This is a genomic window from Streptomyces sp. NPDC059373, assembly GCF_042751495.1.
Lineage (GTDB): Bacteria > Actinomycetota > Actinomycetes > Streptomycetales > Streptomycetaceae > Actinacidiphila.
In genome coordinates this window covers 19,336-45,729 of the sequence record NZ_JBHYXC010000027.1, presented here as the reverse complement: position 1 = coordinate 45,729, position 26,394 = coordinate 19,336, and the positions used below count along the sequence as shown (strand labels likewise).

Annotated in this window: 22 protein-coding genes; 19 read left to right on the top strand and 3 right to left on the bottom strand. The window is 70.9% G+C overall.

Going from position 1 to position 26,394, the window contains the following annotated elements; translation table 11 throughout:
• Positions 1-10: 10 nt before the first annotated feature.
• The 4 genes from ACFXJ5_RS29005 to ACFXJ5_RS28990 all read left to right on the top strand — a co-directional run bounded on the left by ACFXJ5_RS29005 (position 11) and on the right by ACFXJ5_RS28990 (position 6,376).
• Positions 11-292 (top strand): acylphosphatase, encoded by a 282-nt coding sequence (locus ACFXJ5_RS29005; protein WP_384637276.1) that lies wholly within the window; start codon positions 11-13, stop codon positions 290-292.
• A 366-nt stretch (positions 293-658) separates the two neighbouring features.
• A complete protein-coding gene (locus ACFXJ5_RS29000) occupies positions 659-862 on the top strand; it encodes a hypothetical protein (RefSeq protein ID WP_127356461.1) in 204 nt (67 codons plus the stop codon).
• A 208-nt stretch (positions 863-1,070) separates the two neighbouring features.
• On the top strand, positions 1,071-4,736 hold the full coding sequence (locus ACFXJ5_RS28995) for a chromosome segregation SMC family protein (RefSeq protein WP_384637273.1): 3,666 nt from the start codon (positions 1,071-1,073) through the stop codon (positions 4,734-4,736).
• A 212-nt stretch (positions 4,737-4,948) separates the two neighbouring features.
• Positions 4,949-6,376 (top strand): sugar porter family MFS transporter, encoded by a 1,428-nt coding sequence (locus ACFXJ5_RS28990; RefSeq protein WP_384637270.1) that lies wholly within the window; start codon positions 4,949-4,951, stop codon positions 6,374-6,376.
• Positions 6,377-6,464: 88 nt separating this feature from the next.
• Here ACFXJ5_RS28990 and ACFXJ5_RS28985 read toward each other — a convergent pair whose 3' ends face one another.
• Positions 6,465-7,454 (bottom strand): LLM class flavin-dependent oxidoreductase, encoded by a 990-nt coding sequence (locus ACFXJ5_RS28985; RefSeq protein WP_384637267.1) that lies wholly within the window; start codon positions 7,452-7,454, stop codon positions 6,465-6,467.
• A gap of 115 nt (positions 7,455-7,569) precedes the next feature.
• Between ACFXJ5_RS28985 and ftsY the strand changes: the two genes are divergently transcribed.
• The gene (gene ftsY, locus ACFXJ5_RS28980) at positions 7,570-8,760 is read left to right on the top strand and encodes a signal recognition particle-docking protein FtsY (protein WP_384637264.1); all 1,191 of its coding nucleotides are present in this window, start codon (positions 7,570-7,572) and stop codon (positions 8,758-8,760) included.
• A 123-nt stretch (positions 8,761-8,883) separates the two neighbouring features.
• On the opposite strand, the gene ACFXJ5_RS28975 is transcribed toward ftsY, so the two are convergent.
• Complete coding sequence (locus ACFXJ5_RS28975) at positions 8,884-9,561, bottom strand: bifunctional DNA primase/polymerase (RefSeq protein WP_384637261.1); 678 nt, start codon at positions 9,559-9,561, stop codon at positions 8,884-8,886.
• A 331-nt stretch (positions 9,562-9,892) separates the two neighbouring features.
• Between ACFXJ5_RS28975 and nsdA the strand changes: the two genes are divergently transcribed.
• From nsdA to ftsH, 7 genes are all read left to right on the top strand, one after another.
• Positions 9,893-11,365, top strand: coding sequence for a transcriptional repressor NsdA (gene nsdA, locus ACFXJ5_RS28970; protein ID WP_459253993.1), 1,473 nt, complete (start codon positions 9,893-9,895; stop codon positions 11,363-11,365).
• Positions 11,366-11,699: 334 nt separating this feature from the next.
• Positions 11,700-13,028, top strand: a complete 1,329-nt coding sequence (locus ACFXJ5_RS28965) for an ammonium transporter (protein WP_384637258.1) — start codon at positions 11,700-11,702, stop codon at positions 13,026-13,028.
• Complete coding sequence (locus ACFXJ5_RS28960; protein WP_384637255.1) at positions 13,025-13,363, top strand: P-II family nitrogen regulator; 339 nt, start codon at positions 13,025-13,027, stop codon at positions 13,361-13,363. Before ACFXJ5_RS28965 ends, ACFXJ5_RS28960 begins: the two co-directional genes overlap by 4 nt.
• Positions 13,364-13,468: 105 nt before the next feature.
• Positions 13,469-15,928 carry a [protein-PII] uridylyltransferase gene (locus tag ACFXJ5_RS28955; RefSeq protein WP_384637252.1) on the top strand — a complete coding sequence of 820 codons (2,460 nt, stop codon included), beginning with the start codon at positions 13,469-13,471 and terminating at the stop codon, positions 15,926-15,928.
• 90 nt (positions 15,929-16,018) lie between these two features.
• A complete protein-coding gene (gene ffh, locus ACFXJ5_RS28950; RefSeq protein ID WP_384637250.1) occupies positions 16,019-17,569 on the top strand; it encodes a signal recognition particle protein in 1,551 nt (516 codons plus the stop codon).
• A 59-nt stretch (positions 17,570-17,628) separates the two neighbouring features.
• Positions 17,629-18,144 carry a GNAT family N-acetyltransferase gene (locus ACFXJ5_RS28945; protein WP_384637248.1) on the top strand — a complete coding sequence of 172 codons (516 nt, stop codon included), beginning with the start codon at positions 17,629-17,631 and terminating at the stop codon, positions 18,142-18,144.
• A gap of 87 nt (positions 18,145-18,231) precedes the next feature.
• The gene (ftsH, locus tag ACFXJ5_RS28940; RefSeq protein ID WP_384637245.1) at positions 18,232-20,175 is read left to right on the top strand and encodes an ATP-dependent zinc metalloprotease FtsH; all 1,944 of its coding nucleotides are present in this window, start codon (positions 18,232-18,234) and stop codon (positions 20,173-20,175) included.
• A gap of 24 nt (positions 20,176-20,199) precedes the next feature.
• On the opposite strand, the gene ACFXJ5_RS28935 is transcribed toward ftsH, so the two are convergent.
• Positions 20,200-21,021, bottom strand: coding sequence for a class I SAM-dependent methyltransferase (locus ACFXJ5_RS28935; RefSeq protein ID WP_384637242.1), 822 nt, complete (start codon positions 21,019-21,021; stop codon positions 20,200-20,202).
• 221 nt (positions 21,022-21,242) lie between these two features.
• Here ACFXJ5_RS28935 and proS point away from each other — a divergent pair, with 221 nt between their 5' ends.
• The 7 genes from proS (at position 21,243) to rplS (ending at position 26,299) form a co-directional block, all read left to right on the top strand.
• Positions 21,243-22,655, top strand: a complete 1,413-nt coding sequence (gene proS / locus ACFXJ5_RS28930) for a proline--tRNA ligase (protein ID WP_384637240.1) — start codon at positions 21,243-21,245, stop codon at positions 22,653-22,655.
• A gap of 211 nt (positions 22,656-22,866) precedes the next feature.
• A complete protein-coding gene (locus tag ACFXJ5_RS28925) occupies positions 22,867-23,457 on the top strand; it encodes a hypothetical protein (RefSeq protein ID WP_127360064.1) in 591 nt (196 codons plus the stop codon).
• A 223-nt stretch (positions 23,458-23,680) separates the two neighbouring features.
• A complete protein-coding gene (gene rpsP / locus ACFXJ5_RS28920; protein WP_384637237.1) occupies positions 23,681-24,112 on the top strand; it encodes a 30S ribosomal protein S16 in 432 nt (143 codons plus the stop codon).
• Between the two features lie 2 nt (positions 24,113-24,114).
• Entirely contained in the window at positions 24,115-24,354 is a 240-nt protein-coding gene (locus ACFXJ5_RS28915; RefSeq protein WP_384637234.1) for an RNA-binding protein, read from the top strand.
• A 92-nt stretch (positions 24,355-24,446) separates the two neighbouring features.
• Positions 24,447-24,992: a ribosome maturation factor RimM gene (rimM, locus tag ACFXJ5_RS28910; RefSeq protein WP_384637231.1), complete on the top strand. Its 546-nt coding sequence runs from the start codon at positions 24,447-24,449 to the stop codon at positions 24,990-24,992.
• A 2-nt stretch (positions 24,993-24,994) separates the two neighbouring features.
• Complete coding sequence (gene trmD / locus ACFXJ5_RS28905; RefSeq protein WP_384637229.1) at positions 24,995-25,819, top strand: tRNA (guanosine(37)-N1)-methyltransferase TrmD; 825 nt, start codon at positions 24,995-24,997, stop codon at positions 25,817-25,819.
• Between the two features lie 129 nt (positions 25,820-25,948).
• Complete coding sequence (gene rplS, locus ACFXJ5_RS28900) at positions 25,949-26,299, top strand: 50S ribosomal protein L19 (protein ID WP_384637226.1); 351 nt, start codon at positions 25,949-25,951, stop codon at positions 26,297-26,299.
• Positions 26,300-26,394 lie beyond the last annotated feature (95 nt).

Sequence of the window (26,394 nt, the reverse complement as noted above, 5' to 3'; positions counted from 1 at the left end):
ACGTGCGGACATGAACGAGAATGTCCGGCTCACCGCCTGGGTGCGGGGCCGGGTCCAAGGAGTCGGATTCCGCTGGTGGACCAGGGCCACCGCACTGGAGATCGGCGGTCTCTGCGGCTATGTGAGCAATCTCGCAGACGGCCGGGTGCAGGTCGTCGCCGAGGGGCCTCGAGCCGTCTGCGAGCGCCTTCTGGCATGGTTGCGCGACGGGGACACGCCCGGGCGGGTGGACGGTGTCACCGAGATCTGGGACGTACCCAGAGGTGGTTACGAGAGCTTCGAGATCCGCTGACCACCGACACGTCCTCGCAGGTGGACGCGCGGAGCGCGGGTAGGTGGCAATCGCATGAGGCAAGGTCTGCGGGGAGGTTGCCTTTTGTGGAACGGCATGCAAGGCTGCCGTAATCGAGGGCGATCACCAGCCTCGCGGTACGCAACCGGCGCCATCTCCGCGCCGCGATTTCTTAGGCGTGCGCGACGAGTGGGCTGTGATCGTGTTGACCCTCAAACCATTTGGTGAGACGCTGGAAGCCCCGCCCAACGAGGCTGTTATGGCTTGAAAACGGCAGCTTCGGCACTACAGGGCGCGGGTGCCAAACCCCTCACTCACGACCCACACCGCTCCGGTTCGGTCACTCAGCGTGGAGGACCATCCATCATGGCAAAGGCGCTTCTCGGTTACGTCGGCGGCCCCGACCCGCGACTCCTCGCCGAGATGCGAAGGCTGCAGCAGCGTGTTCAGGACCTGGAGTCCGAGCTTGTACGGATCCAGGCCCAGAACGATGCGCTTGCTGCCGCGTCGCACGAAGAGTCGCTGCTCAGCAGCATCGACGTACACCACGCGGAGCCCGTTCTCGCTTGATCCTGCCTTTCGGCAGATCAGTGGCGACGTGCCCGCTTGGGATGTGCAAGGGACGCTTCGGCGTCCCTTCGTCGTTTCCGCCCCTGCCCTCGACCCCTCGACCTCCGGTGATCTCCACCCTTACGCTCTCAATGCCCTGCGCGTCCTGCCGTGAAACGCCGGGGATAGACCCAAAGCGAAGGGCAAGCGAAGGGTAGGGTTCTTCGGCGTGCACCTCAAGAGCCTGACCCTGCGCGGGTTCAAGTCCTTCGCCTCGGCGACGACGCTGCGCTTCGAGCCCGGAATCACCTGCGTCGTCGGCCCCAACGGCTCCGGCAAGTCCAACGTCGTGGACGCGCTGTCCTGGGTCATGGGCGAACAGGGCGCGAAGTCACTGCGCGGCGGCAAGATGGAGGACGTCATCTTCGCCGGCACCACCGGGCGCCCGCCGCTCGGCCGGGCCGAGGTGTCGCTGACCATCGACAACAGCGACGGTGTACTGCCCATCGAGTACGCCGAGGTCACCATCACGCGGATCATGTTCCGCAACGGCGGCAGCGAGTACCAGCTCAACGGCGACACCTGCCGGCTGCTCGACATCCAGGAACTGCTGTCCGACTCCGGCATCGGCCGCGAGATGCACGTCATCGTCGGCCAGGGGCAGCTCGACTCCGTACTCCACGCCGATCCGATGGGCCGCCGCGCCTTCATCGAAGAGGCCGCGGGCGTGCTGAAGCACCGCAAGCGCAAAGAAAAAGCGCTGCGGAAGCTCGACGCGATGCAGGCCAACCTCGCGCGCGTACAGGACCTGACCGGTGAGCTGCGCCGACAGCTCAAGCCCCTGGGACGGCAGGCCCAGGTGGCCCGACGGGCAGCGGTCATCCAGGCCGATCTGCGCGACGCCAGGCTGAGGCTGCTTGCCGACGATCTTGTCACACTGCGAGAGGCGCTGCGTACCGAAGTCGCCGACGAGGCGGCCCTCAAAGAGCGCCGGGACACCGTCGAGTCCCTGCTCGCCGAGGCCCTCAAGCGCGAGGCCGGTCTGGAGGAGCAGGTCAGGGCGCTCGCCCCACGGCTCGCCGACGCGCAGGCCACCTGGTACGGACTCTCCCAGCTCGCCGAACGGGTACGCGGCACCATCGGCCTCGCCGAGCAGCGGGTACGCCACGCCACCGGCCAGCCCGCCGAGGAACGGCGCGGCCGCGACCCCGAGGACATGGAGCGCGAGGCCGCCCGCATCCGCGAGCAGGAGGCCGAGCTCACCGAGGCCCTGGACGCCGCCCAACGCGCCCTGGACGACACCATCGGCCACCGGGCCGAACTGGAGCGGCAGCTCGCCGACGAGGACAAGCGCCTCAAGGCCGCCGCCCGCGCCATCGCCGACCGCCGCGAAGGCCTCGCCCGGCTCAGCGGCCAGGTCAACGCCGCCCGCTCCAGGGCCTCCTCCGCCGAAGCCGAGATCGGCCGCCTCTCCGCCGCCCGAGACGAGGCCCGGGACCGCGCCGAGTCCGCCCAGGAGGAGTACGAGGAGCTCAAGGCCCAGGTCGACGAGCTCGACGCCGACGACTCCGAACTCGACGACCGCCTGGAAGCCGCCAAGCGCGACATGGCCGCCGCCGACGAGGCGTTCTCCGCCGCCCGCGAAGCCGCCACCGCCGCCGAACGCCGGCGCGCCGCCGTCACCGCCCGCCGCGACGCCCTGGCCCTGGGCCTGCGCCGCAAGGACGGCACCGGCGCCCTCCTCGCCTCCGGAGACCGGCTCACCGGTCTCCTCGGCCCGGCCGCCGAGCTGCTGACGGTCACCCCGGGTTTCGAGGTCCCGGTGGCCGCCGCCCTCGGCGCCGCCGCCGACGCCGTCGCCGTTTCGGGGCCAGGAGCGGCTGCGGAGGCGCTGCGCCTGCTGCGCGCGGATGACGCGGGCCGGGCGGCGATGCTGGTGGCAGCGCAGTATGCAGCCCCTCCGGCGTTCGAGGACCTGGGGTCCGGGGGGCAGAGCGCCCTGGTTGCGGGAAGGGGCGGGGTGGGGGAGGCTCCCGCGCCCACGGTTACCGTCGCCGCAGCCGTTCCGCACGCCCGTACGGAGGCCGACCCGGGCCTGACCCCCGCCGCCGGGCTGGTCTCGGGCCCCGCCGAACTCCTGCCCGCCGTACGGCGGCTGCTCCGGGACTACGTCGTCGTCGGGACCCTCGCCGACGCGGAAGCGCTCCTCGCCGCCCACCCCGACCTGACCGCCGTCACCGCCGAAGGCGACACCCTCGGCGCGCACTTCGCCCAGGGCGGCTCCGCCGGCGTCCCCAGCCTCCTCGAGGTGCAGGCCGCCGTCGACGAGGCCGCCGCCGAGCTGGAACATCTGGCCGAGAGCTGCACATCGCTCACCGAGGAGCAGGGCGAGGCCAAGGAGCGCCGGGCCGCGACCGCCCGTCTCGTGGACGACCTCACCCAGCGGCGCCGCGCGGCGGAGAAGCAGAAGTCGTCGGTCGCCCAGCAGCTCGGCCGACTCGCCGGCCAGGCCCGCGCCGCCGCCGGCGAGGCGGAACGTACCGCCGCGGCCGTCGGACGGGCCGAGGAGGCGCTGGCGGCCGCCACCGAGGAGTTCGAGGAGCTGTCGTACCGCCTGGGCGAGGCCGAGGCCGCCCCCGCCGAGGAGGAGCCGGACACCTCCGTACGGGACCGCCTCGCCGCCGACGGCGCCAACGCACGCCAGACCGAGATGGAGGCCCGGCTCCAGGTCCGTACGCACGAGGAGCGGGTCAAGGGCCTGGCCGGCCGGGCCGACGGCCTGGACCGCGCGGCCCGCATGGAGCGCGAGACCCGGGCCCGGGCGGCCCAGCGCAGGGCCCGCCTGGAGTACGAGGCCAAGGTCGCCTCCGCCGTGCTGGCCGGGGCGCGCGGGCTGCTCGAATACGTACAGGTCTCCGTCGCCCGGGCCGAGGAGGAGCGCGCGGCGGCCGAAATGGCGAAGGCCGAGCGCGAGGCGGAACTGGCCGAGGAACGGCGGCAGGGCCGGGAGCTGAAGTCGGAGCTGGACAAGCTCACCAACGACGTCCACAAGGGCGAGGTCCTCGGCGCCGAGAAGCGGATGCGGATCGAGCAGCTGGAGTCCAAGGCCCTGGAGGAGTACGGCGTGGAGCCCGCCGGGCTGGTCGCGGAGTACGGCCCCGAGCATCTGGTCCCCCCCTCCCCGCCCGCCGAGGGCGAGGAGCTTCCGGAGGACCCGGAGCACCCGCGCAACAAGCCCCGCCCCTATCACCGCGCCGAGCAGGAGAAGCGGCTCAAGGCCGCCGAGAAGGCGTACGCGCAGCTCGGCAAGGTCAATCCGCTGGCGCTGGAGGAGTTCGCGGCGTTGGAGGAGCGGCACCAGTTCCTCAGCGAGCAGCTGGAGGACCTGAAGAAGACCCGGGCCGACCTGCTGCAGGTGGTCAAGGAGGTCGACGAGCGGGTCGAGCAGGTCTTCACGGCGGCGTACCACGACACGGCCCGCCAGTTCGAGGGCGTCTTCTCGCGGCTCTTCCCGGGCGGCGAGGGCCGGCTGATCCTCACCGACCCGGACAACATGCTCACCACCGGCGTCGACGTCGAGGCCCGCCCGCCGGGCAAGAAGGTGAAGCGGCTGTCGCTGCTGTCCGGCGGCGAGCGCTCGCTGACCGCCGTCGCCCTGCTGGTGTCGATCTTCAAGGCCCGGCCGAGTCCGTTCTATGTGATGGACGAGGTCGAGGCGGCCCTGGACGACACCAACCTGCAGCGCCTGATCCGGATCATGGAGGAGCTGCAGGAGAGCTCGCAGCTCATCGTGATCACCCATCAGAAGCGCACGATGGAAGTCGCCGACGCGCTGTACGGGGTCTCCATGCAGGGCGACGGCGTGTCCAAGGTGATCAGCCAGCGGCTGCGCTAGAGAACTTGGCTCTTACATTCAACTCATAAAGCCAGGTGGCGGAGCTGTGTGGCGTAAGAGACTCTGTTGGAAAGCTTTTCAGTTCAAAACTTGAAGGCATAAGGTCTCCTTCGTTGTCCTGATGTTCGGGTGGTGGGCCGCCAGCTGTCCGCCGACACTCGAAGATCAAGCCCCCCACAGGAGGGCTCAGCGCTGAGCCCCAGGAGATCACCTTGACCAGCACCGCAACCGCGGTCGGTTCCGGAGGCCGCAAGGCCCACCCGGACCACCTCGGACACGTCATCTTCATCACCGCCGCCGCCGCCATGGGCGGCTTCCTCTTCGGCTACGACAGCTCCGTCATCAACGGCGCCGTCGAGGGCATCCGGGGGAAGTACGACATCGGCTCCGCCGCCCTCGCCCAGGTCGTCGCCATCGCCCTGATCGGCTGCGCCATCGGCGCCGCGACCGCCGGCCGGATAGCGGACCGCATCGGCCGTATCCGCGTGATGCAGATCGCCGCCGTGCTCTTCACCATCAGCGCCGTAGGCTCCGCGCTGCCGTTCGCCCTCTGGGACCTCGCCATGTGGCGCGTCATCGGCGGCTTCGCCATCGGCATGGCCTCGGTCATCGGCCCCGCCTACATCGCCGAGGTCGCCCCGGCCGCGTACCGGGGCCGGCTCGGCTCCTTCCAGCAGGCCGCGATCGTCATCGGCATCGCCATCTCCCAGCTCGTCAACTGGGGCATCCTCCAGGCCGCGGGCGGCCGGCAGCGCGGCACGATCGGCGGCCTCGAGGCCTGGCAGGTCATGCTCGGTGTGATGGTCGTGCCCGCCGTGCTCTACGGTCTGCTGTCCTTCGCGATCCCCGAGTCGCCCCGCTACCTGATCTCCGCCGGCCGCATCGAAGACGCCAAGGGCGTCCTGCGCGACGTCGAGGGCGCGAGCGTCGAGCTCGACAGCCGCATCGCCGAGATCCGCGACCACATGCGCAGCGAGCAGAAGTCCAGCTTCTCGGACCTCCTCGGCGGCCGCTTCGGCTTCCTCCCGATCGTGTGGGTCGGCATCGGGCTGTCGGTCTTCCAGCAGCTCGTCGGCATCAACGTGATCTTCTACTACTCGGCGACGCTCTGGCAGTCCGTCGGCATCGACCCGAGCAGCTCCTTCCTCTATTCCTTCACCACGTCGATCATCAACATCATCGGCACCGTGATCGCGATGGTCTTCGTCGACCGCATCGGCCGCAAGCCCCTCGCCCTCATCGGCTCCGCCGGTATGGCCGTCTCCCTCGGCCTCGTCGCCTGGGCCTTCTCCCACAAGACCGGCACCGGCAGCAACATCAGCCTCCCGAACGCCGAAGGCACCGCCGCCCTCATCGGCGCCCACGCCTTCGTGCTCTTCTTCGCCCTCTCCTGGGGCGTCGTCGTCTGGGTCTTCCTCGGCGAGATGTTCCCCAACCGCATCCGCGCCGCCGCCCTCGGCGTCGCCGCCTCGGCCCAATGGATCGCCAACTGGGCCATCACCGCCAGCTTCCCCAGCCTGTCCGACTGGAACCTGTCGGCGACCTACGTCATCTACACCGCCTTCGCGGTCCTCTCCATCCCCTTCGTCCTCAAGTTCGTCCCGGAAACGAAGGGCAAGACCCTGGAGGAGATGGGCTGACCCCGCTGCCCTACTCCTGCAGTCCGCTGCCCCGGCCCGCCCTGTGCGGGCCGGGGCAGCACACCTTGGCCGGCCGACGGCGCCCGGGTCACGCCTTCACGCGGGGAAGCACGTGCTCCGCGAAGAGCCGCAGGCTGCGCCAGCCCTCGTCGACCGGCATGCCGCCGCAGAGCGGGTGCAGGACGAGGCTCGTCTGTTCACCGCCCGCCTCGGCGAAGGCCACGCATTCCTCCGGCGTGAGGATCCGGTAGACGCCCTCGCGCCGCAGTTCCTCCACCGTCCCCGCCGCCGACCGGACGGCCGACCGGATCCCGCCGTTCTGCCAGGAGGCGTACGTGAGCGCCTCCCGCAGGAAGAAGGAGCCGTATTCCGCCCAGGCCCGGTCCGGGTCCTCCGCGATGTGCAGGAGCGGGACCTCCGCCGGAGGCATCAGGCACCAGCCTTCGGTGCCGTACTCCTCCATGCGGGCGTAGTAGTAGGCCTCCAGCTCTGGCAGGTGCGCGCTGGGGAAGAACGGCAGCCCCAGCCGGGCCGCCCGGCGGGCGGCGGCGCGCGAGCTGCCGGCCACCAGCAGCAACGGATGGGGCCGGGTGTACGGGAGGGGGGTGACCCGGACCGTACGGCCCCGGAAGGGGAAGGGCTCGCCGGTCCAGGCGGCGAGGAGGGTCTCCAGGACCTCGTCCTGGAGGGCGCCGCGCCGCCGCCAGTCGGCGCCGAGCGCCACGTACTCCTCCTCGCGGTAGCCGATCCCGGCGACCGTGACGAGGCGGCCGCCGCCGAGCAGGTCGAGTACGGCGATGTCCTCCGCCAGCCGCAGCGGATCGTAGAGCGGCCCGATCAGCGCGGATACGGTGACGGCGATCCGGCGGGTCGCGCCCAGCACGGCCCCCGCGAACACCAGCGGCGACGGCAGCCAGCCGTCGGGCGAGGCGTGGTGCTCCTCGGTCTGGACGGTGGCGACGCCCTTGTCGTCCGCGTACACGGCCATCTCGACGGCGGCGCGATAGCGGTGGGACAGCGCCTCGGGGGTGGCGGCGGCGGGGTCGACGAGGTTGAAGCGCACGACGGTGACAGCCATGGGCCGAAAGTAGCTGACGCAGCGTCAGATTGACAGAGGTGCGGCTCGCACACCGGAACCCGCCCGCGGAGAGTACGAACGGCCACCTACCGGGTCCCGCATACTGGTGTGCGTTATGGAAACCGTCATCCTTGCCGTAGTCATCGCCCTGGTCGCGGTCATCGCGGCCGGCGGCCTCGTGGTCGGCAGCCGTCGCAAGAAGCGGCAGCTGCCCCCCGCGCCGCCCGCCGCGCCGACGATCACCACCCCGCCCGCCGAACCGCACGTCGGTGAGGACGCCGAGGTCCCCCGGGACGAGCCCCGGCGGACCATCGAGGAGGTCGAGCTCCCGGAGGCCACCGCCGCCCCCGCGGCCCCGGTCCTGGAGCTCGAGCAGCCGGAGCCGACCGCCGGCCGGCTCATCCGGCTCCGCTCACGGCTGTCCCGCTCCCAGAACACGCTCGGCAAGGGGCTGCTCTCGCTGCTGTCCCGCGAGCACCTCGACGAGGACACCTGGGAGGAGATCGAGGACACCCTCCTCACCGCCGACGTCGGCGTCGCCCCCACCCAGGAGCTGGTCGAGCGGCTGCGCACCCGCGTGAAGGTGCTGGGCACCCGTACCCCCGCCGAGCTGCGCGAGCTGTTGCGCGAGGAGCTGCTCGCTCTCCTCGGTACGGACTTCGACCGCACCCTGCGCACCGAGAGCCACGAGGAGCAGCCGGCCGTCGTCATGGTCGTCGGCGTCAACGGCACGGGGAAGACCACGACCACCGGCAAGCTCGCCCGCGTCCTGGTCGCGGACGGCCGCAGCGTCGTCCTCGCCGCCGCCGACACCTTCCGTGCGGCCGCCGCCGACCAGCTCCAGACCTGGGGCGAGCGGGTCGGCGCCCGTACGGTGCGTGGGCCCGAGGCCGGCGACCCGGCGTCGGTGGCCTTCGAGGCCGTCAAGGAGGGCATCGCCGAGGGCGCGGACGTCGTCCTCATCGACACGGCGGGGCGCCTGCACACCAAGACCGGCCTCATGGACGAGCTCGGCAAGGTCAAGCGCGTCGTCGAGAAGCACGGCCCCGTCGACGAGGTCCTGCTCGTCCTCGATGCCACCACCGGCCAGAACGGCCTCGTCCAGGCCCGCGTCTTCGCCGAGGTCGTCGACATCACCGGCATCGTCCTCACCAAGCTCGACGGCACCGCCAAGGGCGGCATCGTCATCGCGGTCCAGCGGGAGCTGGGTGTGCCGGTGAAGCTTGTCGGGTTGGGGGAGGGTGCGGACGATCTGGCGCCGTTCGAGCCGGAGGCTTTTGTGGACGCGTTGATCGGGGAGGGCTAGGCCGGGACGGCCGGACGGAGTCCGGCGCAGCGGTTCGGAGCCTGGGAGGCCCCCTGGGGCCGAGCGGTGCGAGGGGCGCGTCGGGAATGGGATGCGCTGATCGGGGACGCGTGACCGCTGCCCTTACGCCCGGCCGCGGTGGCAGACGTACGCCAGTGTCCCCAGCAGCAGCCGGGCCTCCGGGGGCTGCTGGGCGCCGTCCAGGGCCGGGGGGCGGAGCCAGCGGACGGGGCCGAGGCCGCCGAGGTCGGAGGGGGGAGCGGTGACGTAGTCGCCGGGGCCGAGGCAGCGGAGGTCGAGGTCGGCGTCGTCCCAGCCCATGCGGTAGAGCAGATGCGGCAGCTCCGTGGCGGCGCCGGGGGCGACGAAGAACTGGGCGCGGCCGGTGGGGGTGGCGGTGACGGGGCCGAGGCGCAGGCCCATGCGTTCGAGGCGGACCAGGGCGTGGATCCCGGCCCGTTCCGCCACGTCGATGACGTCGAAGGCGCCGCCGACGGGCAGCAGCACGGCCGCGCCGGGCACCTGCTCCCACGCGGCGGTGGCCTCCTCCAGCGTGGCGCCGGCCGGGATCTCCTCGGCGAAGGGGAGCGGGTGGGCGCCGGGGGCGGCGCAGTGCGCGTCGCCGCAGGAGCATTCGCCGCCGCCTCGCGAGGCGCGCGCGCCCGGCGCGACGGCCCAGCCGCACAACCCCGTGTACTCCGCCACTGTGGTGCACGCCGAGGCTCGCGTGCGGCGGCGCACGCCCTGCCGCATGTACGGCATGTCGCGAATGGTCCGCATGCTGCCGATAGTGAAGCCCATGACACCCCCAACGGATCGCGGTCTCTGATGGTTACGCCCGCTCCTGAACTGCCGACTCCGATGCGATCGGCATGTGTCAAGTGAATCGTCTGCGGCGGGGGAGTAGTTCATTCGAAGGGGTGGCGAATGGTGGCGATTCTGCAGTGAGGGTCGCCGGATGGGTGATCGTAGGATTACTTTCAGTGCACAAGCCGCAGGAACCGCCGCCGCAGCCGGGTATGCCGGAGGCAAGCGCGGAGCCGTGGAAATGATCAAGCTCTATCGTTGACAGCGCTTCTGGTTGACAACGGTGTTGGGCGACTCGGGACGTACTCGGGATGGGGGCATTGCGGTGGGCGGCACACAAGACAAGCAGCCCAATGCGCAGTTGAACTCATGGTTCGTGCGCAGCGGCTGGTCCAAGGGCGAGTTGGCGCGCCAGGTGAACCGCCGGGCCCGCCAGATGGGTGCCCTCCACGTCAGCACCGACACCTCGCGGGTGCGCCGCTGGCTGGACGGTGAGCAGCCGCGTGAGCCGATCCCGAGAATCCTGTCCGAGCTGTTCTCCGAGCGCTTCGGCTGTGTGGTGCCGGTCGAGGACCTGGGCCTGCGCTCGGTGCACCAGCCGACCGCCTCGTCGGGGGTCGACCTGCCGTGGGCCGGTCCGCAGACGGTCCAGCTGATCAACGAGTTCTCCCGCAGCGACCTGATGCTCGGCCGCCGCGGCTTCCTCGGGGCCTCGTTGATGCTGTCCGCCGGACCGGCCCTGGTCGAGCCGATGCAGCGCTGGCTGGTGCCGACGCCCCTGGGCTTCCCCGACGCCACCGGGGCCGGGGTGCCGCTGCCCCGGAACGCCGGCCCGAGCGGCCGGGTGGCGCGGCTGTCCGATCCGGAGCTGGAACTGCTGGAGACCACCACCGTGATGTTCCGGCAGTGGGACAGCCAGTGCGGCGGCGGCCTGCGCCGCAAGGCGGTCGTCGGCCAACTGCACGAGGTGACCGACCTGCTCCAGGAGCCGCACCCCCAGCGGGTGGCCAGGCGCCTGTACCGGGTCACCGCCGACCTCGCGGCACTGGCCGGCTGGATGTCGTACGACATCGGGCTGCAACCCACCGCGCAGAAGTACTTCGTGCTGGCCCTGCACGCGGCCAAGGAGGCGGACGACCGGCCGCTGGGCGCCTTCATCCTCTCCAGCATGAGCCGCCAGATGATCCACCTGAACCGCCCCGACGACGCGCTGGAGCTCATCCACCTCGCGCAGTACGGCAGCCGGGACAGCGCCACCTCCACCACCCAGGCGATGCTGTACGCGATGGAGGCCCGGGCGTACGCCAACATGGGCCAGGTCAGCAAGTGCCACCGGGCGGTGCGGATGGCCGAGGACGCCTACACCGAGTCCCGGCCCGTCGAGGACCCCGACTGGATCAGCTTCTTCAACGAGGCCGAGCTCAACGCGGAGAACGCCCACTCCTACCGCGACCTGGCGTACGTGGCCGGCCGGAGCCCCACGTACGCCTCGCTCGCCCACCCCGTCATGCAGCGGGCCGTCGAGCTCTTCGGCAACGACCCGGTGCACCAGCGGGCGTACGCCCTCAACCTGGTCGGCATGGCCACCGTCCACCTGCTGCAGCGCGAGCCGGAGCAGGCGGCGGACCTGACCATCCAGGCCATCGAGGTCGCCCGGAAGGTGCGCTCCGAGCGGGTCAACACCCGCATCCGCAAGACATCGGACACCGCCCTGCGCGACTTCGGGGAGGTGCCGGCCGTGGCCCAGCTCACCGAGCGCCTCGCCACGCATCTGCCCGAGGTCGCGGAGACCGCCTGACCCGGGAAAGACCCACCCGGAAGACCCCGGCCGCGGCCGCCACCCCGATCAGCCCGACTCGGCTCCCCCATGCCAGGTCAACCGGGTGACTGCCGCGGCCGGTCCCGTATACAGGATGCACGGGGTCCCAAAGGGGTCACAGAGTAATCACGGCCGCTACCGCTGGGGTGGCGATTCACTTTGGCGTAACACGTACGACTTCTTCGTCACGGCACGGAAACATCGAGCGGCACTGACGGAAACCCGGCTTAGGCAATCTCATGGCCAAAACCGGCCCACCGTTTCAAACACCCCGCACGGGCCGTTCGGATGACGAGACGACGAGGAGACGCCGATGGCAGCAGGCATCCTGACGCTTGCCGCGGAAGCCCCCAAGATCGATACCGGCAATACGGCGTTCATGCTGATCAGCGCCGCGCTGGTGCTGGTGATGACCCCTGGTCTCGCCTTCTTCTATGGCGGCATGGTCCGGGTCAAGAGCGCCCTGAACATGCTGATGATGAGCTTTATCGCGATCGCCATCGTCACGATTCTGTGGACGCTCTACGGCTTCAGCATCGCCTTCGACAGCGGAAGCGGCCTCCTCGGCGGCTTCGACTGGCTCGGCATGCGGGGCATCGGCAAGACCGAGGTCTGGGCGAACGGCGTCCCGACCTATGTCTTCGCCGTCTTCCAGCTGATGTTCGCGATCATCACCCCGGCACTGATCAGCGGCGCGCTCGCGGACCGCGTGAAGTTCGTCGCCTGGTCGGTCTACATCTCCCTGTGGGTCACGGTCGTCTACTTCCCGGTCGCCCACTGGGTCTGGGCCTCCGACGGCTGGCTGTTCAAGTACGGCGTGATCGACTTCGCCGGTGGTACGGCGGTCCACATCAACGCCGGTGCCGCCGCGCTCGGCGCGATCCTCGTCATCCGAAAGCGCGTCGGCTTCAAGAAGGACCCGTTCCGGCCGCACAGCCTTCCGCTGGTCATGCTCGGCGCCGGTCTGCTGTGGTTCGGCTGGTTCGGCTTCAACGCCGGCTCGTGGGTGGCCGCGGACGGCGTGTCCGGTATCGCGTTCACCAACACGCAGGTCGCCACGTCCGCCGCCGTCATCGGCTGGCTGGCGTACGAGAAGCTCAAGCACGGCTCCTTCACCACCCTGGGCGCCGCTTCCGGCGCGGTCGCCGGTCTGGTCGCCATCACCCCGGCCTGTGGCTCGGTCAGCCCGCTCGGCGCCATCGCGGTCGGCGTCATCGCCGGTGTGCTCTGCGCGGCGGCGGTCGGCCTGAAGTACAAGTTCGGCTACGACGACTCGCTCGACGTCGTCGGCGTCCACATGGTCGGCGGCATCGTCGGCTCCCTGCTGATCGGCTTCTTCGCCACCGGCGGCGTCGGCCAGACCGCCAAGGGCCTGTTCTACGGCGGCGGCGGTGCGCAGCTCGTCAAGCAGCTCGTCGGCGTCAGCGTGGTCCTGTTCTACTCGCTGATCGTCTCGGCCATCCTTGCCAAGCTCATTGACCTGGTGATCGGATTCACCGTGAGCGAGGACGACGAGGTCGCGGGCATCGACCAGGTCGAGCACGCCGAGACGGCGTACGACTTCGCGGGTGTCGGCGGCGCGGCCCGGGCGATCGCCTCCGCTCTGGACGGCAGCAGCGAGACGAAGAAGGTGGACGCGTGAAGCTCATCACCGCGGTTGTGAAGCCGCACCGGCTGGACGAGATCAAGGAGGCCCTGCAGGCCTTCGGCGTACAGGGCCTCACGGTCACCGAGGCCAGCGGCTACGGCCGTCAGCGCGGTCACACCGAGGTCTACCGCGGTGCCGAGTACACCGTGGACCTCGTACCGAAGATCCGGATCGAGGTCCTGGTCGAGGACACCGACGCCGAGCAGCTGATCGAGGTCGTCGTCAAGGCCGCCCGCACCGGCAAGATCGGTGACGGCAAGGTCTGGTCGATCCCGGTCGAGACGGCGGTCCGGGTCCGGACCGGCGAGCGCGGACCCGACGCCCTCTGAGACCGCGAGGCGCGGCCGGTAATTCCCCGGCCGCGCCTCACACTTGGACCGAAGAAGCACGGGACGTAACAGAAGTACGAAGCACAGCCTGCGTCTGGAGACAGCGTGACGGAAAGCGTCGAAGCGAAAGCCAACGACGAGAACGACCCCGCAGGCTACGCGGCGGCCCGGTTGCACCTCCTCAACGAGGAAGAGCAGTCCGGGCCGCCGCGGCGTAAGGCCCTCGCGGAACTCACCGACCGCTGGCTCGCCGCCCTCACCCACGGCGCGGCCGCCGAGGCCGGGGTCGCCGGATACGCGCTCGTCGCCGTCGGCGGCTACGGCAGAGGCGAACTCTCCCCACGCAGCGACCTGGACCTGCTGCTGCTCCACGACGGCTCCGAGAAGGCCGGCCCGGTGGCGTCCCTGGCCGACAAGGTCTGGTACCCGGTCTGGGACCTCGGCCTCGCCCTCGACCATTCCGTACGCACCCCCGTCGAGGCCCGCAAGACCGCCGCCGAGGACCTCAAGGTCCAGCTCGGCCTGCTCGACGCCCGGCACATCGCCGGCGACGCCGCGCTCACCGCCGGCCTGCGCACCGCGATCCTCGCCGACTGGCGCAACCAGGCTCCCAAGCGGCTGCCCGCGCTGCACGAGATGTGCCTCGAACGCGCCGAACGCCAGGGCGAGTTGGCATACCTCCTCGAACCCGACCTCAAGGAGGCCCGGGGCGGCCTGCGCGACGCCACCGCCCTGCGCGCCGTCGCCGCGTCCTGGCTCGCCGACGCGCCCCGCGAAGGCCTGGAGGATGCCCGTACGCGGCTCCTCGACGCCCGCGACGCCCTCCACCTGGTCACCGGCCGCGCCACCGACCGGCTCGCCCTCCAGGAGCAGGACCAGGTCGCCACCGCGCTCGGCCTGCTGGACGCCGATGCCCTGCTGCGGCAGGTATACGAAGCCGCGCGCACCGTCTCGTACGCCTCCGACGTCACCTGGCGCGAGGTCGGCCGTGTGCTGCGCTCCCGCGAGATGCGGCCGAAGCGGCGCGGTCTGCTGGGGCTCGGCCGGACCGAGGCCGCCGCCACGCCCGAGGAGCGCACCCCGCTCGCCGACGGTGTGGTCGAGCACGAGGGCGAAGCCGTGCTGGCCCGCTCCGCCCGGCCCGACCGCGACCCGGTGCTGCCGCTGCGCGCCGCCGCCGCGGCCGCCCAGACCGGGCTGCCGCTGTCCCTGCACACCGTACGGCGCCTGGCCCAGGCCGCCCGTCCGCTGCCGGTGCCGTGGCCGGCCGAGGCCCGCGAGCAGCTGCTCACCCTGCTGGGCGCGGGGGAGTCCACCGTGCCGGTGTGGGAGGCGCTGGAGGCCGAGGGCCTGATCACCCGGCTGCTGCCCGACTGGGAGCGGGTGCGCTGCCGGCCCCAGCGCAACGCCGTACACATCTGGACCGTGGACCGGCACCTGGTGGAGTGCGCGGTGCGCGCCTCGGCATTGACCCGTCGTGTCGGCCGCCCCGACCTGCTGCTGATCGCCGCTCTGCTGCACGACATCGGCAAGGGCTGGCCCGGCGACCACTCGGTGGCCGGTGAGGTCATCGCCCGCGACGTCGCCGCCCGCCTGGGCTTCGGCCGCGCCGACGTCGACACTCTGGCGCTGCTCGTACGGCACCATCTGCTGCTCATCGACACCGCCACCCGGCGCGACCTGGACGACCCGGCGACCGTGCAGGTCGTCGCCGACGCCGTACGGGACACCGAGACCCTGGAACTGCTGCACGCCCTCACCGAGGCGGACGCCCTGGCCACCGGGCCTGCCGCCTGGAGTGCGTGGCGGGCCTCGCTCGTCTCCGACCTGGCCAAACGCGTCGCCGAGGTCCTCGCCAACGGCGCCGTCCCCGAGCCGATCACCCCCGAGCCCACCGCCGAGGAGGAACGTCTCGCCGTGGAGGCCGCCCGCACCGGCGGCCCGGTGCTGGCCCTGCACGCGCACACCGAGCCCGACCCGGACGCCGAGTCCGAGGCACCGGAACAGGTCGGCGTCGAGCTGCTGCTCGCCGTTCGCGACCGGCCGGGCCTGCTGGCCGAGGCCGCCGGGGTCCTCGCCCTGCACCGGCTCACCGTCCGCGCCGCGGACCTCCGCTCGGTCGACCCGATCGGGGAGGGCTCGGTCACGCTGCTGCGCTGGCGCGTCGCCGCCGAGTACGGCTCCCTCCCCGAGGCCGCCCGCCTGCGGGTCGACTTCGACCGTGCCTTCGCCGGCACCCTCGACATCGAGGCCCGCCTGGCCGAACGCGAATCCGCGTATCCGCGCCGCCGGGGCGTCACCGCGCCTCCGCCCCGCGTCACGGTCGCCCCCGGCTCGTCCGATTCCGCCACCGTCATCGAGATCCGCGCCCAGGACGCGCCGGGGCTCCTGCACCGCATCGGCCGGGCCCTGGAGATCACCGGCCTCAACGTTCGCTCCGCCCGCATCAGCACCCTGGGCGCCAACGCCGTGGACGCCTTCTACGTCACCGGCAGCGACGGCTCTCCCCTCACCGACGTACGGGCGGCCGAGGTCGCCCGGGAGGTCGAGCGCGCGCTGCGCTGACCCGGGTGGACGGGTGGGTGGGATACACCTGCATGCCCGGATACCCTTGAGGACGACCACCCGCCCCCGACACGAGGATCCGCGACCGACGTGTTCGATACCCTCTCCGACCGCCTTGCAGCGACTTTCAAGAACCTCCGGGGCAAGGGCCGCCTCTCCGAGGCGGACATCGACGCCACCGCGCGCGAGATCCGTATCGCGTTGCTGGAGGCGGACGTCGCACTGCCGGTGGTCCGCGCGTTCATCAAGCAGGTCAAGGACCGGGCGGCCGGCGCCGAGGTCTCCCAGGCGCTGAACCCCGCGCAGCAGGTCATCAAGATCGTCAACGAGGAGCTGGTCGGCATCCTCGGTGGCGAGACCCGCCGCCTGCGCTTCGCCAAGCAGCCGCCGACCGTCATCATGCTCGCGGGTCTCCAGGGCGCCGGTAAGACGACGCTGGCCGGAAAGCTCGGCCTGTGGCTCAAGGGGCAGGGCCACACCCCGCTGCTGGTCGCGGCCGACCTCCAGCGCCCGAACGCCGTCAACCAGCTGTCGGTCGTCGCCGAGCGCGCCGGGGTCGCGGTCTTCGCGCCGGAGCCGGGCAACGGCGTCGGCGACCCGGTGAAGGTCGCCAGGGAGTCGATCGAGTTCGCCAAGAGCAAGCTGCACGACGTGGTCATCGTCGACACTGCCGGCCGGCTCGGCATCGACGCCGACATGATGCAGCAGGCCGCCGACATCCGGGACGCGGTCAGCCCGGACGAGATCCTCTTCGTCGTCGACGCGATGGTCGGCCAGGACGCGGTCAACACCGCCGAGGCGTTCCGCGACGGCGTCGGCTTCGACGGCGTGGTCCTGTCCAAGCTGGACGGCGACGCGCGAGGCGGTGCCGCGCTGTCGGTCGCGCACGTCACCGGCAAGCAGGTCATGTTCGCCTCCAACGGCGAGAAGCTGGACGACTTCGACGCGTTCCACCCGGACCGCATGGCGTCCCGCATCCTCGGCATGGGCGACATGCTCACCCTGATCGAGAAGGCCGAGCAGACCTTCAGCCAGGCCGAGGCCCAGAAGATGGCCGAGAAGCTGGCGAAGGGGCCGAAGGAGTTCACCCTCGACGACTTCCTCCAGCAGATGGAGCAGGTCCGCAAGATGGGCTCCATCTCCAAGCTGCTCGGCATGATGCCCGGCATGGGCCAGATCAAGGACCAGATCGCCAACCTCGACGAGCGGGACGTGGACCGCACCGCCGCGATCATCAAGTCGATGACCCCGGCCGAGCGCCAGGACCCGACGATCATCAACGGCTCCCGCCGGGCCCGCGTCGCCCGCGGCTCGGGCGTCGACGTCAGTGCGGTCAAGAGCCTGGTCGAGCGCTTCTTCGAGGCCCGCAAGATGATGTCCCGTATGGCCCAAGGCGGCGGCATGCCCGGCATGCCGGGGATCCCCGGCATGGGCGGCGGCGGTGCCCGTCAGAAGAAGCAGGTCAAGCAGGCCAAGGGCAAGCGGAAGTCGGGCAACCCGATGAAGCGCAAGGCCGAGGAGCAGGCCGCCGCCACCCGCCGCGAGCAGCAGGCCGGCGGCGCGTTCGGTCTCCCGGCCGGCGGCGGAGCGGACAACTTCGAGCTGCCGCCGGAGTTCAAGGACCTGCTGCCGCCCCAGTAGCGGATCGGCAACTTCCAAGTCGGCGGCCCGCGGGGTGGTTCATGAACGACAATGAGCCCATGCGAGTCACGATCCGCGAGCCGCGTCCCGCCGACGCCGCCGCCTACGCGGAAGCCGTCATCCGCTCCGCCGAGCACATCGGGCGCTGGAATCCCGTCGACCCGGACGGTTTCCACGAGCTGCTGCGGCAGCAGGGGCTGGGGTTGCGTACGTTCCTGATCATCGACGGCGAGAGCGGCGGGATCGTCGGGAAGTGCAACGTCGCCAACATCGCGCGCGGCCGGTTCCGCAACGCCACGCTCGGCTACGACAGCTACCTTCCGTACGCCGGGACCGGCCGGATGAGCGAGGGCATGCGGCTGGTCGTCGACCGGTGCTTCGCCGACGCCCGGGAGGGCCTGGGGCTGCACCGGCTGGAGATCAACGTGCAGCCGGAGAACGAGCGGTCCATCGCGCTGGCGAAGCGGCTCGGCTTCCGGCACGAGGGCTTCTCGCCGCGCTTCCTCTTCCTGAACGACGCGTGGCGGGACCACGAGCGGTTCGCGCTCACCGTCGAGGACTGGCCGGGCCTGTGACGGTCCTGTGACCGCAGGCCCTGACCGGAGGCCCTGACGGCCTACGTTCCGGGGCGGCGCCCCGACAGGTGTCCGTATTGTTCGCTTATGAGCAATTCCGTGCCGCCCCGGCAGCAGCCCCACGATCCGTGGCGGTCGGAGGGCGCGCCGCCGAGACCGCCCACCCCGCCGCGCCGCAGGCTGGGCGGCTGGGGCGCCATGATCCTCACCGCGCTCGCGGTCTTCCTGATCACGGACCTGGTGCTGTCGCTGTTCTCCGGTGCCAATACGCCGACGGTGTCGTACACGGAGTTCGAGAGGCAGCTCCAGGCGAACAACATCTCGAAGGTCTACTCCAAGGGCGACGCGATCGAGGGCGTGCTCAGGAAGGAGCAGACCGTCCCCAAGAGTGACGGCCAGGGGAAGTACACCAAGTTCAAGACCCAGCGGCCGGTCTTCGCCGACGACAACCTGTGGGCCACGCTGACCAAGAACAAGGTCACCGTCATCGCCCAACCGGTGGTCCAGCAGCGCAGCTTCCTCTACAACCTGCTGATCTCGCTCGCGCCGGTGCTGCTGCTCGTGGCGCTGTGGATCTTCATCGGGCGTCGGGTGAGCAAGTCCCTGGCCGGCGGAATGGGCGGTGGCCTCGGCGGCTTCGGCCGGAAGGCGCCACCGAAGCCGGTCGTCCCCGAGGAGGGCAAACGCACCACCTTCGAGGACGTCGCCGGTATCGACGAGGTCGAGGCGGAACTCAGCGAGGTCGTCGACTTCCTCAAGCGACCCGAGGCCTACCGGGCGCTCGGCGCGCGCATGCCGCGCGGGGTGCTGCTGGCCGGGCCGCCCGGCACCGGCAAGACGCTGCTGGCCCGGGCGGTCGCGGGTGAGGCGGACGTGCCGTTCTTCTCGGCCTCGGCGTCCGAGTTCATCGAGATGATCGTGGGCGTGGGTGCGGGGAGGGTACGCGAACTGTTCGCCGAGGCGCGGAAGGTCGCCCCCGCGATCATCTTCATCGACGAGATCGACACCATCGGGCGGGCGCGCGGCGCCGCCGGGGGCCTGGGCGGCCACGACGAGCGAGAACAGACGCTGAATCAGATCCTGACCGAGATGGACGGCTTCTCCGGCTCCGAAGGCGTCGTCGTCATCGCCGCCACCAACCGGCCGGACGTCCTCGACCCGGCTCTCACGCGGCCCGGCCGCTTCGACCGTACGGTCCACGTCAGCCCGCCCGACCGGCCCGGGCGTGAGGCGATCCTCCGTATCCACACCCGCGAGGTCCCGCTGGAGAAGGGCGTCGACCTCACCCGGGTCGCCCGCAGCACGCCCGGCATGACCGGTGCCGACCTCGCCAACCTCGCCAACGAGGCCGCCCTCCTCGCCGTCAAGCGCGGCAGGAAGGCCGTCGGCCAGAGCGAGCTCTCCGATGCCCTGGAGAAGGTACAACTCGGCGCCGAGCGCCCGCTGGTCATCCCACCGGAGGAGCGCAAGCGCACTGCCTACCACGAGTCCGGCCACGCCCTCCTCGGCATGCTCCAGCCCGGCGCCGACCCCGTCCGCAAGATCACCATCGTCCCACGCGGACGCGCCCTCGGCGTCACCCTCTCCACGCCCGACTCCGACCGCTACGCCTACACCGAGGAGTACCTGCGCGGCCGCATCATCGGCGCCCTGGGCGGCATGGCCGCCGAGCACATCGTCTTCGGCGTCATCACGACCGGCGCCGAGAACGACCTCGAACAGGTCACCAACCTGGTCCGCGGCATGGTCGGCCGCTGGGGCATGAGCGAGAGGGTCGGCCCCATCAGCGCCATCCCCAACGACCCCCAGCAGCCCTACGGCCTCTCCGCCGCACCCGCGACGCTCGACGTCGTCGACAGCGAGATGCGGCGCATCGTCGACGAGTGCTACGGCACCGCACAACGGCTCCTCGACACGCACCGGGAGCAGCTCGACGCGCTCGCCACCGCCCTGCTCGCGGCGGAGACCCTGGAAGAGGCCGAGGCGTACGCCGCCGCGGGTATCCCGCGGCTGGCGAAGCCGGACGTCTGACGGATCTACGCGCGGGTGACGGATTTACGCGCGGGCGATCAGATAGCGGAAGACGTTGTCCATCCGGACCGCGCCGTCCGGGCGGCGGAAGGGGTGGAGGGCCTCGGCGAGTTCCTTCTCGACCTGCTCCTGATCGGTCGCGGCGACGGCGTCGTCGAAGAGCCCGGTGGAGATCATGCCGCGGACCGCGCTGTCCATGTCGGCGTAGCCGAAGGGGCAGGACACGCGTCCCGAGCCGTCGGGCCGCAGCCCGGCGCCGAGGGCCAGCTCCTCGAGGTCGTCGCGGCCGCTGAGCCGCAGGCGCCCGGCGGGGCCGCGGGGCTCGGCGAGGCGGGCGGCGACGCGGAGGACGCGGTGGGTGGCGCAGCGTTCGGACGGGCCCCAGCCGGCGAGGACCACGGGGGCGCCGCGCTCGGCGAGGCGGGCTGCGGCCGCGAGAGCGGGGGCGAGGACAGCCGACTTGGCGGCCGGGTCGAGGGCGGTGACCACCGTGAACGGCCCGGCGGTGGCGGGCAGCCGCTCGGGGCCGCCCAACAGCAGCCGGGCAGCCGGCCAGGCCCGCCCGCGCGCCGCCGCGCCCCACTGCGGCTCGGGCAGCAGCCGCTCCCGGGCCAGGGCCAGCCGTTGTTCGTCCGGCTCGCAGCCGGTGACCGCCGCACCCCTGGCCGCCGCCATCAGCAGGGCCAGCCCCGAACCGCTCCGCAGGCCCAGCAGTCGCGTACCGGGGCCGACACCGAGGCGGTCGTACACGGCATCGTAGAGCGGAACGAGCATGCGCTCCTGGATCTCGGCCCAGTCACGGGCCTTGGTACTGGTACTGCGTGAGCGTGCGAGCGTAGGTGTCATCGAGCAGCCCCAATCCGCCGAGTCCGATTCGCAGCTTGCCGTCCAACCCCCGTGATACGTACGTGCGCAGTGCATGTCCCCGAAAGCCAGACAACTCCCCTTCCGGCCCGGAGTCCAGAGGTTTGGGGCGGTTGCTTGTGTGCGCCCCGTATACGCTCCGATCACTCCCTGCTCATACGCCGATTCACGTTTCGCAGTCGCCTCGCCGTACCATCTGCGCCATGGCAAAGGCTCCCGTACTCACCCCCCAGGCGACCGATTTCCCGCGCTGGTACCAGGACCTGATCAACAAGGCCGAGCTGGCCGACAACGGGCCGGTGCGCGGCACCATGGTCATCCGACCGTACGGGTACTCGCTCTGGGAGCGGATGCAGCAGGAGATGGACGCGCGCATCAAGGACGCGGGCGCGCAGAACGCCTACTTCCCGCTCTTCATCCCGCAGTCGTACCTGACCAGGGAGGCCGAGCACGTCGAGGGCTTCGCCCCCGAGCTGGCGGTGGTCACGCACGGCGGTGGCAAGGGGCTGGAGGAGCCGGTCGTCGTACGCCCCACCTCCGAGACGATCATCAACGAGTACTTCTCGAAGTGGGTGCAGAGCTATCGTGACCTGCCGCTGCTGATCAACCAGTGGGCGAACGTGGTCCGTTGGGAGATGCGGCCGCGGATCTTCCTGCGCACGACGGAGTTCCTCTGGCAGGAGGGCCACACCGCGCACGCGACGTACGAGGAAGCGCGCGCCTACGCCGACATGATCCACCGTGAGGTCTACGGCGACTTCATGATCAACTACCTCGCCGTCGATGTGGTCCTCGGCCGCAAGACCGCCCGGGAACGCTTCGCCGGCGCGATCAACACCCTCACCCTCGAAGGGATGATGGGCGACGGCAAGGCCCTGCAGATGGGTACCAGCCACGAGCTGGGTACGAACTTCGCCAAGGCCTTCAACACCTCCTACCTGTCCGGCGAGGGCAAGCAGGAGCTGGTCTGGCAGACCTCGTGGGGTACGTCGACCCGCATGGTCGGCGGCCTGATCATGTCGCACGGCGACGACAGCGGTCTGCGCGTCCCGCCGCGCATGGCACCCGTCCAGGTCGTCGTGCTGGCGATCAAGGGCGACGACGCGGTCATCGCGAAGGTCCGCGAGATCGGCGCGAGGCTCAAGGCGGCCGGCATCCGGGTCCAGGTGGACGACCGCACCGACACCCCGTTCGGCCGCCGGGCCGTGGACTGGGAGCTCAAGGGCGTGCCCGTACGGGTCGAGATCGGCCCGCGCGACCTCGAGAACGGCACCGCGATGCTCGCCCGCCGGATCCCCGGTGGCAAGGAGCCGGTGTCCCTCGACGCGCTGGAGGCCCTCCTCCCGGCGGTCCTCGAGGAGGACCAGGCCACGCTGCTGCGCGAGTCGCGGGAGCGCCGTGAGTCCCGCACCGTCGACGTGGCGACGATCGAGGAGGCCGCCGAGGCCGCCGTCACCGGCTGGGGCCGCATCCCGTGGGCCGACCTGGGCCCGGAGGGTGAGGCCAAGCTCGCCGAGCAGGGCGTCTCCGTACGCTGCCTGGTGGCCGAGGACGGTTCGGTGCCGCTCTCGGACGACGCGCCGGGTACCGTCGCGATCGTCGCGCGGGCATACTGACGGCCCATGGACTGCCCGTTGGGCAGGGTGACCGAAAACCGACGTACGTAATCGGTAGTACGTCCCGGCTTAGGGGCGGGTGCGCGGGTTCTCCCCTGTTCTCCGCACCCGCCCTCAGTCATGGGAATCACTCAGAACTGACCCATGAGTGCAAATTATTTGGGATGCCCCGGAATCGGAACACCGAGCGGTCCCGGCTCGTTGTCACGACGTGAGCACGACACCACCAGTTCTCGCCGCCGAGCTTGCAGTCGCGTGGGCCGACATTCAACGGCACCACCCCGAACTGCCGGATCTGGCCGCCCCAGAGTCCCTGATCGGAGAGTCCTCGTCCGCCTGCGGCACCGAGCTCTCCTTTGAACGGCTGCTGCACGAGGCCGTGCACGGAGTCGCCGCCGCCCGCGGCATCCGTGACACCTCGCGCGCCGGCCGTTACCACAACCGACGCTTCCTGGCGATCGCCGACGAGCTCGGACTGGACCATTCCGAGGAGCCGCATCCCAGCAGCGGCTTCTCGTTGGTCCAGCTGCGCCCCGACACGAAGAGGCGCTATCGAGCCACTATCGACAGACTCCAGCGCGCCCTCAAGGCCCACACCGTGGCGACCGCCTCCGACACCGCCCGCAGCTTCCGCGGTCCGGCGGCCCGGCACGGCTCGTCCGGCGGCGGCGTACGCGTGAAGGCGGTGTGCGACTGCGGGCGTAACGTCCGGGTCGTACCGTCCGTGCTCGCGCAGGCGCCGATCGTCTGCGGTGCGTGCGGCACCCCGTTCCGTATCCCGGAGGCCGCGGCGGTGGCGTGAGCGGCCGGCTTTCTGCTGGACGGCCCTGTTGTACGGCAAGGACGTGCGTACGGGGCGTACGGCAGTGTGCCCGCCGTATGGCAGAATGGTCAGCTGAGCACTCGGCAGTCGTACAGGACCCCTCTCTCCTTCGGCTGACGCGTCCATCGGACGTTCGGGAACCACAACCCCACGTGGTGCTCCGTCACGTCCAAACACGTCAAGACCAGGAGACCCCACTCCAGTGGCAGTCAAGATCAAGCTGAAGCGTCTGGGCAAGATCCGTTCGCCTCACTACCGCATCGTCGTCGCCGACTCCCGTACCCGCCGTGACGGCCGGGCCATCGAGGAGATCGGCCTGTACCACCCGGTGCAGAACCCGTCGCGCATCGAGGTCGACTCGGAGCGTGCGCAGTACTGGCTGGGTGTCGGCGCACAGCCGACCGAGCCCGTGCTCGCGATTCTCAAGCTCACCGGTGACTGGCAGAAGTACAAGGGCCTCGAGGCCCCCGCGCCGCTGCTTGTCGCCGAGCCCAAGGCCGACCACCGCGCCCTCTTCGAGGCCGCGACCTCCGCCGCGGGCGACGGTCCGAAGGGTGAGGCCATCACCCCCAAGGCGAAGAAGTCCGAGAAGCCCGCTGAGGCCGAGGCCTCGGCCGAGTCGACCGAGGCCTGAGCGTGCTTGAGGAGGTCCTTGAGCACCTGGTCAAGGGCATCGTCGACAACCCCGACGACGTGCAGGTGGCCGAGCGCACCCTGCGTCGCGGGCGGGTACTGGAGGTCCGGGTTCACCCCGAGGACCTCGGTAAGGTGATCGGCCGCAACGGCCGCACCGCCCGCGCCCTGCGTACTGTCGTGGGCGCACTCGGCGGCCGTGGTGTCCGCGTCGACCTGGTCGACGTGGACGAGGTTCGCTAGACAGGTACGAAGCACCGGCACGGGCCGGGGTACGGCTCATGTGGCCGTCCCCGGCCCGTGCCGTATTCCGTAGAGCAAACAGGAGAACCGCAGTGCAGCTGGTAGTCGGCAGGATCGGCCGCGCCCACGGCATCAAGGGCGAGGTCACGGTGGAGGTGCGCACCGACGAGCCGGAGCTGCGGCTCGGCCCGGGCGCCGTACTGGCCACGGACCCGGCGTCGGCCGGCCCGCTCACCATCGAGACGGGCCGGGTGCACAGCGGCCGGCTGCTGCTGCGCTTCGAGGGCGTCAAGGAGCGCAACGCCGCCGAGGCGCTGCGCAATGTGCTGCTCATCGCCGACGTTGACCCGGAGGAGCTGCCCGAGGATCCCGAGGAGTTCTACGACCACCAGCTGATGGACCTCGACGTGGTCACCGTCGACGGCACCGAGGTCGGCCGGATCACCGAGATCACGCATCTGCCCTACCAGGACCTGCTGATCGTCAAGCGCCCCGACGGCAGCGAGGTCATGATCCCCTTCGTGGAGGAGATCGTCCCGGAGATCGACCTGGAGGAGCAGCGGGCGGTCATCGCCCCGCCTCCGGGCCTGCTCGACGACGAGCCGGGCGGGGCCGGCAAGGCCGGCGAGGCAGAGTAGCCATGCGGATCGACGTCGTCACGATCTTCCCCGAGTACCTCGAACCGCTGAACGTCTCGCTGGTCGGCAAGGCACGGCAGCGCGGCCAGCTGGACGTACGCGTCCACGACCTGCGCGACTGGGCCCACGACAAGCACAACACCGTGGACGACACCCCTTACGGCGGCGGCCCCGGCATGGTCATGAAGCCCGAGCCGTGGGGCGAGGCGCTGGACGCCGTGCTGGAGTCGGGGGAGGGCGGCGAGGCCGACGCGCGGCCCGTGCTCGTGGTGCCCACGCCCAGCGGGGTGCCCTTCACCCAGGAGCTGGCGGTCGAGCTGTCCGAACGGCCCTGGCTGATCTTCACCCCGGCCCGTTACGAGGGCATCGACCGCCGGGTCATCGACGCGTACGGCGAGCGCCTGGACGTACGCGAGGTCTCCATCGGCGACTACGTCCTGGCCGGCGGCGAGGCCCCGGTCCTGGTCATCGTCGAGGCGGTGGCCCGCCTGCTGCCCGGCGTCCTGGGCAACGCCGAGTCGCACCGCGACGACTCCTTCGCCCCCGGCGCCATGGCCGACCTGCTCGAAGGACCCGTCTACACCAAGCCCCCGGTCTGGCGGGACCGCGAGGTCCCCGAGGTGCTGCTCAGCGGTCACCACGGCAGGGTCGCCCGCTGGCGGCGCGACGAGGCCTTCCGCCGCACCACCGCCAACCGGCCGGATCTGATCGAGCGTTGCGACCCGGCGACGCTCGACAAGCACGACCGCAAACTGCTCGCCGAGCTGGGCTGGGCGGGGCTGGCGGACGGCCGATTTGGGCGAGCCGCGCAGGCCGTGGAAGAATAGGCCGCTGCTGTCCGTCCGGCGTGCGCCCCTGCCACAGGGGGAACGACGTCCGCCCGGTGGTGCGGCTCCCGCAAACCATTCCGAGATTCCGCCGATGACCTGTGGCATCGGTGAAGAAAGCAGACCATCATGTCTCACCTGCTCGACTCCGTCGACGCCGCCTCGGTGCGCACCGACATTCCGGCGTTCCGCCCCGGCGACACCGTGAACGTCCACGTCCGCGTCATCGAGGGCAACCGCTCTCGTGTGCAGCAGTTCAAGGGCGTCGTCATCCGCCGCCAGGGCTCGGGCGTCCGCGAGACCTTCACGGTCCGCAAGGTCTCCTTCAGCGTCGGCGTCGAGCGCACCTTCCCGGTGAACAGCCCGATCTTCGAGAAGATCGAGGTCGTGACCCGCGGTGACGTCCGTCGCGCCAAGCTGTACTACCTCCGTGAGCTGCGCGGCAAGGCCGCCAAGATCAAGGAGAAGCGCGACAACTGAGTCGCGCACTCCGTCGGGGCGCAAAGCCGGTCCGTATAGGCTCAGCGCTCGATGGACACTGAGATAGACCTCCCGAAGCGCGACCGCACTGAGCC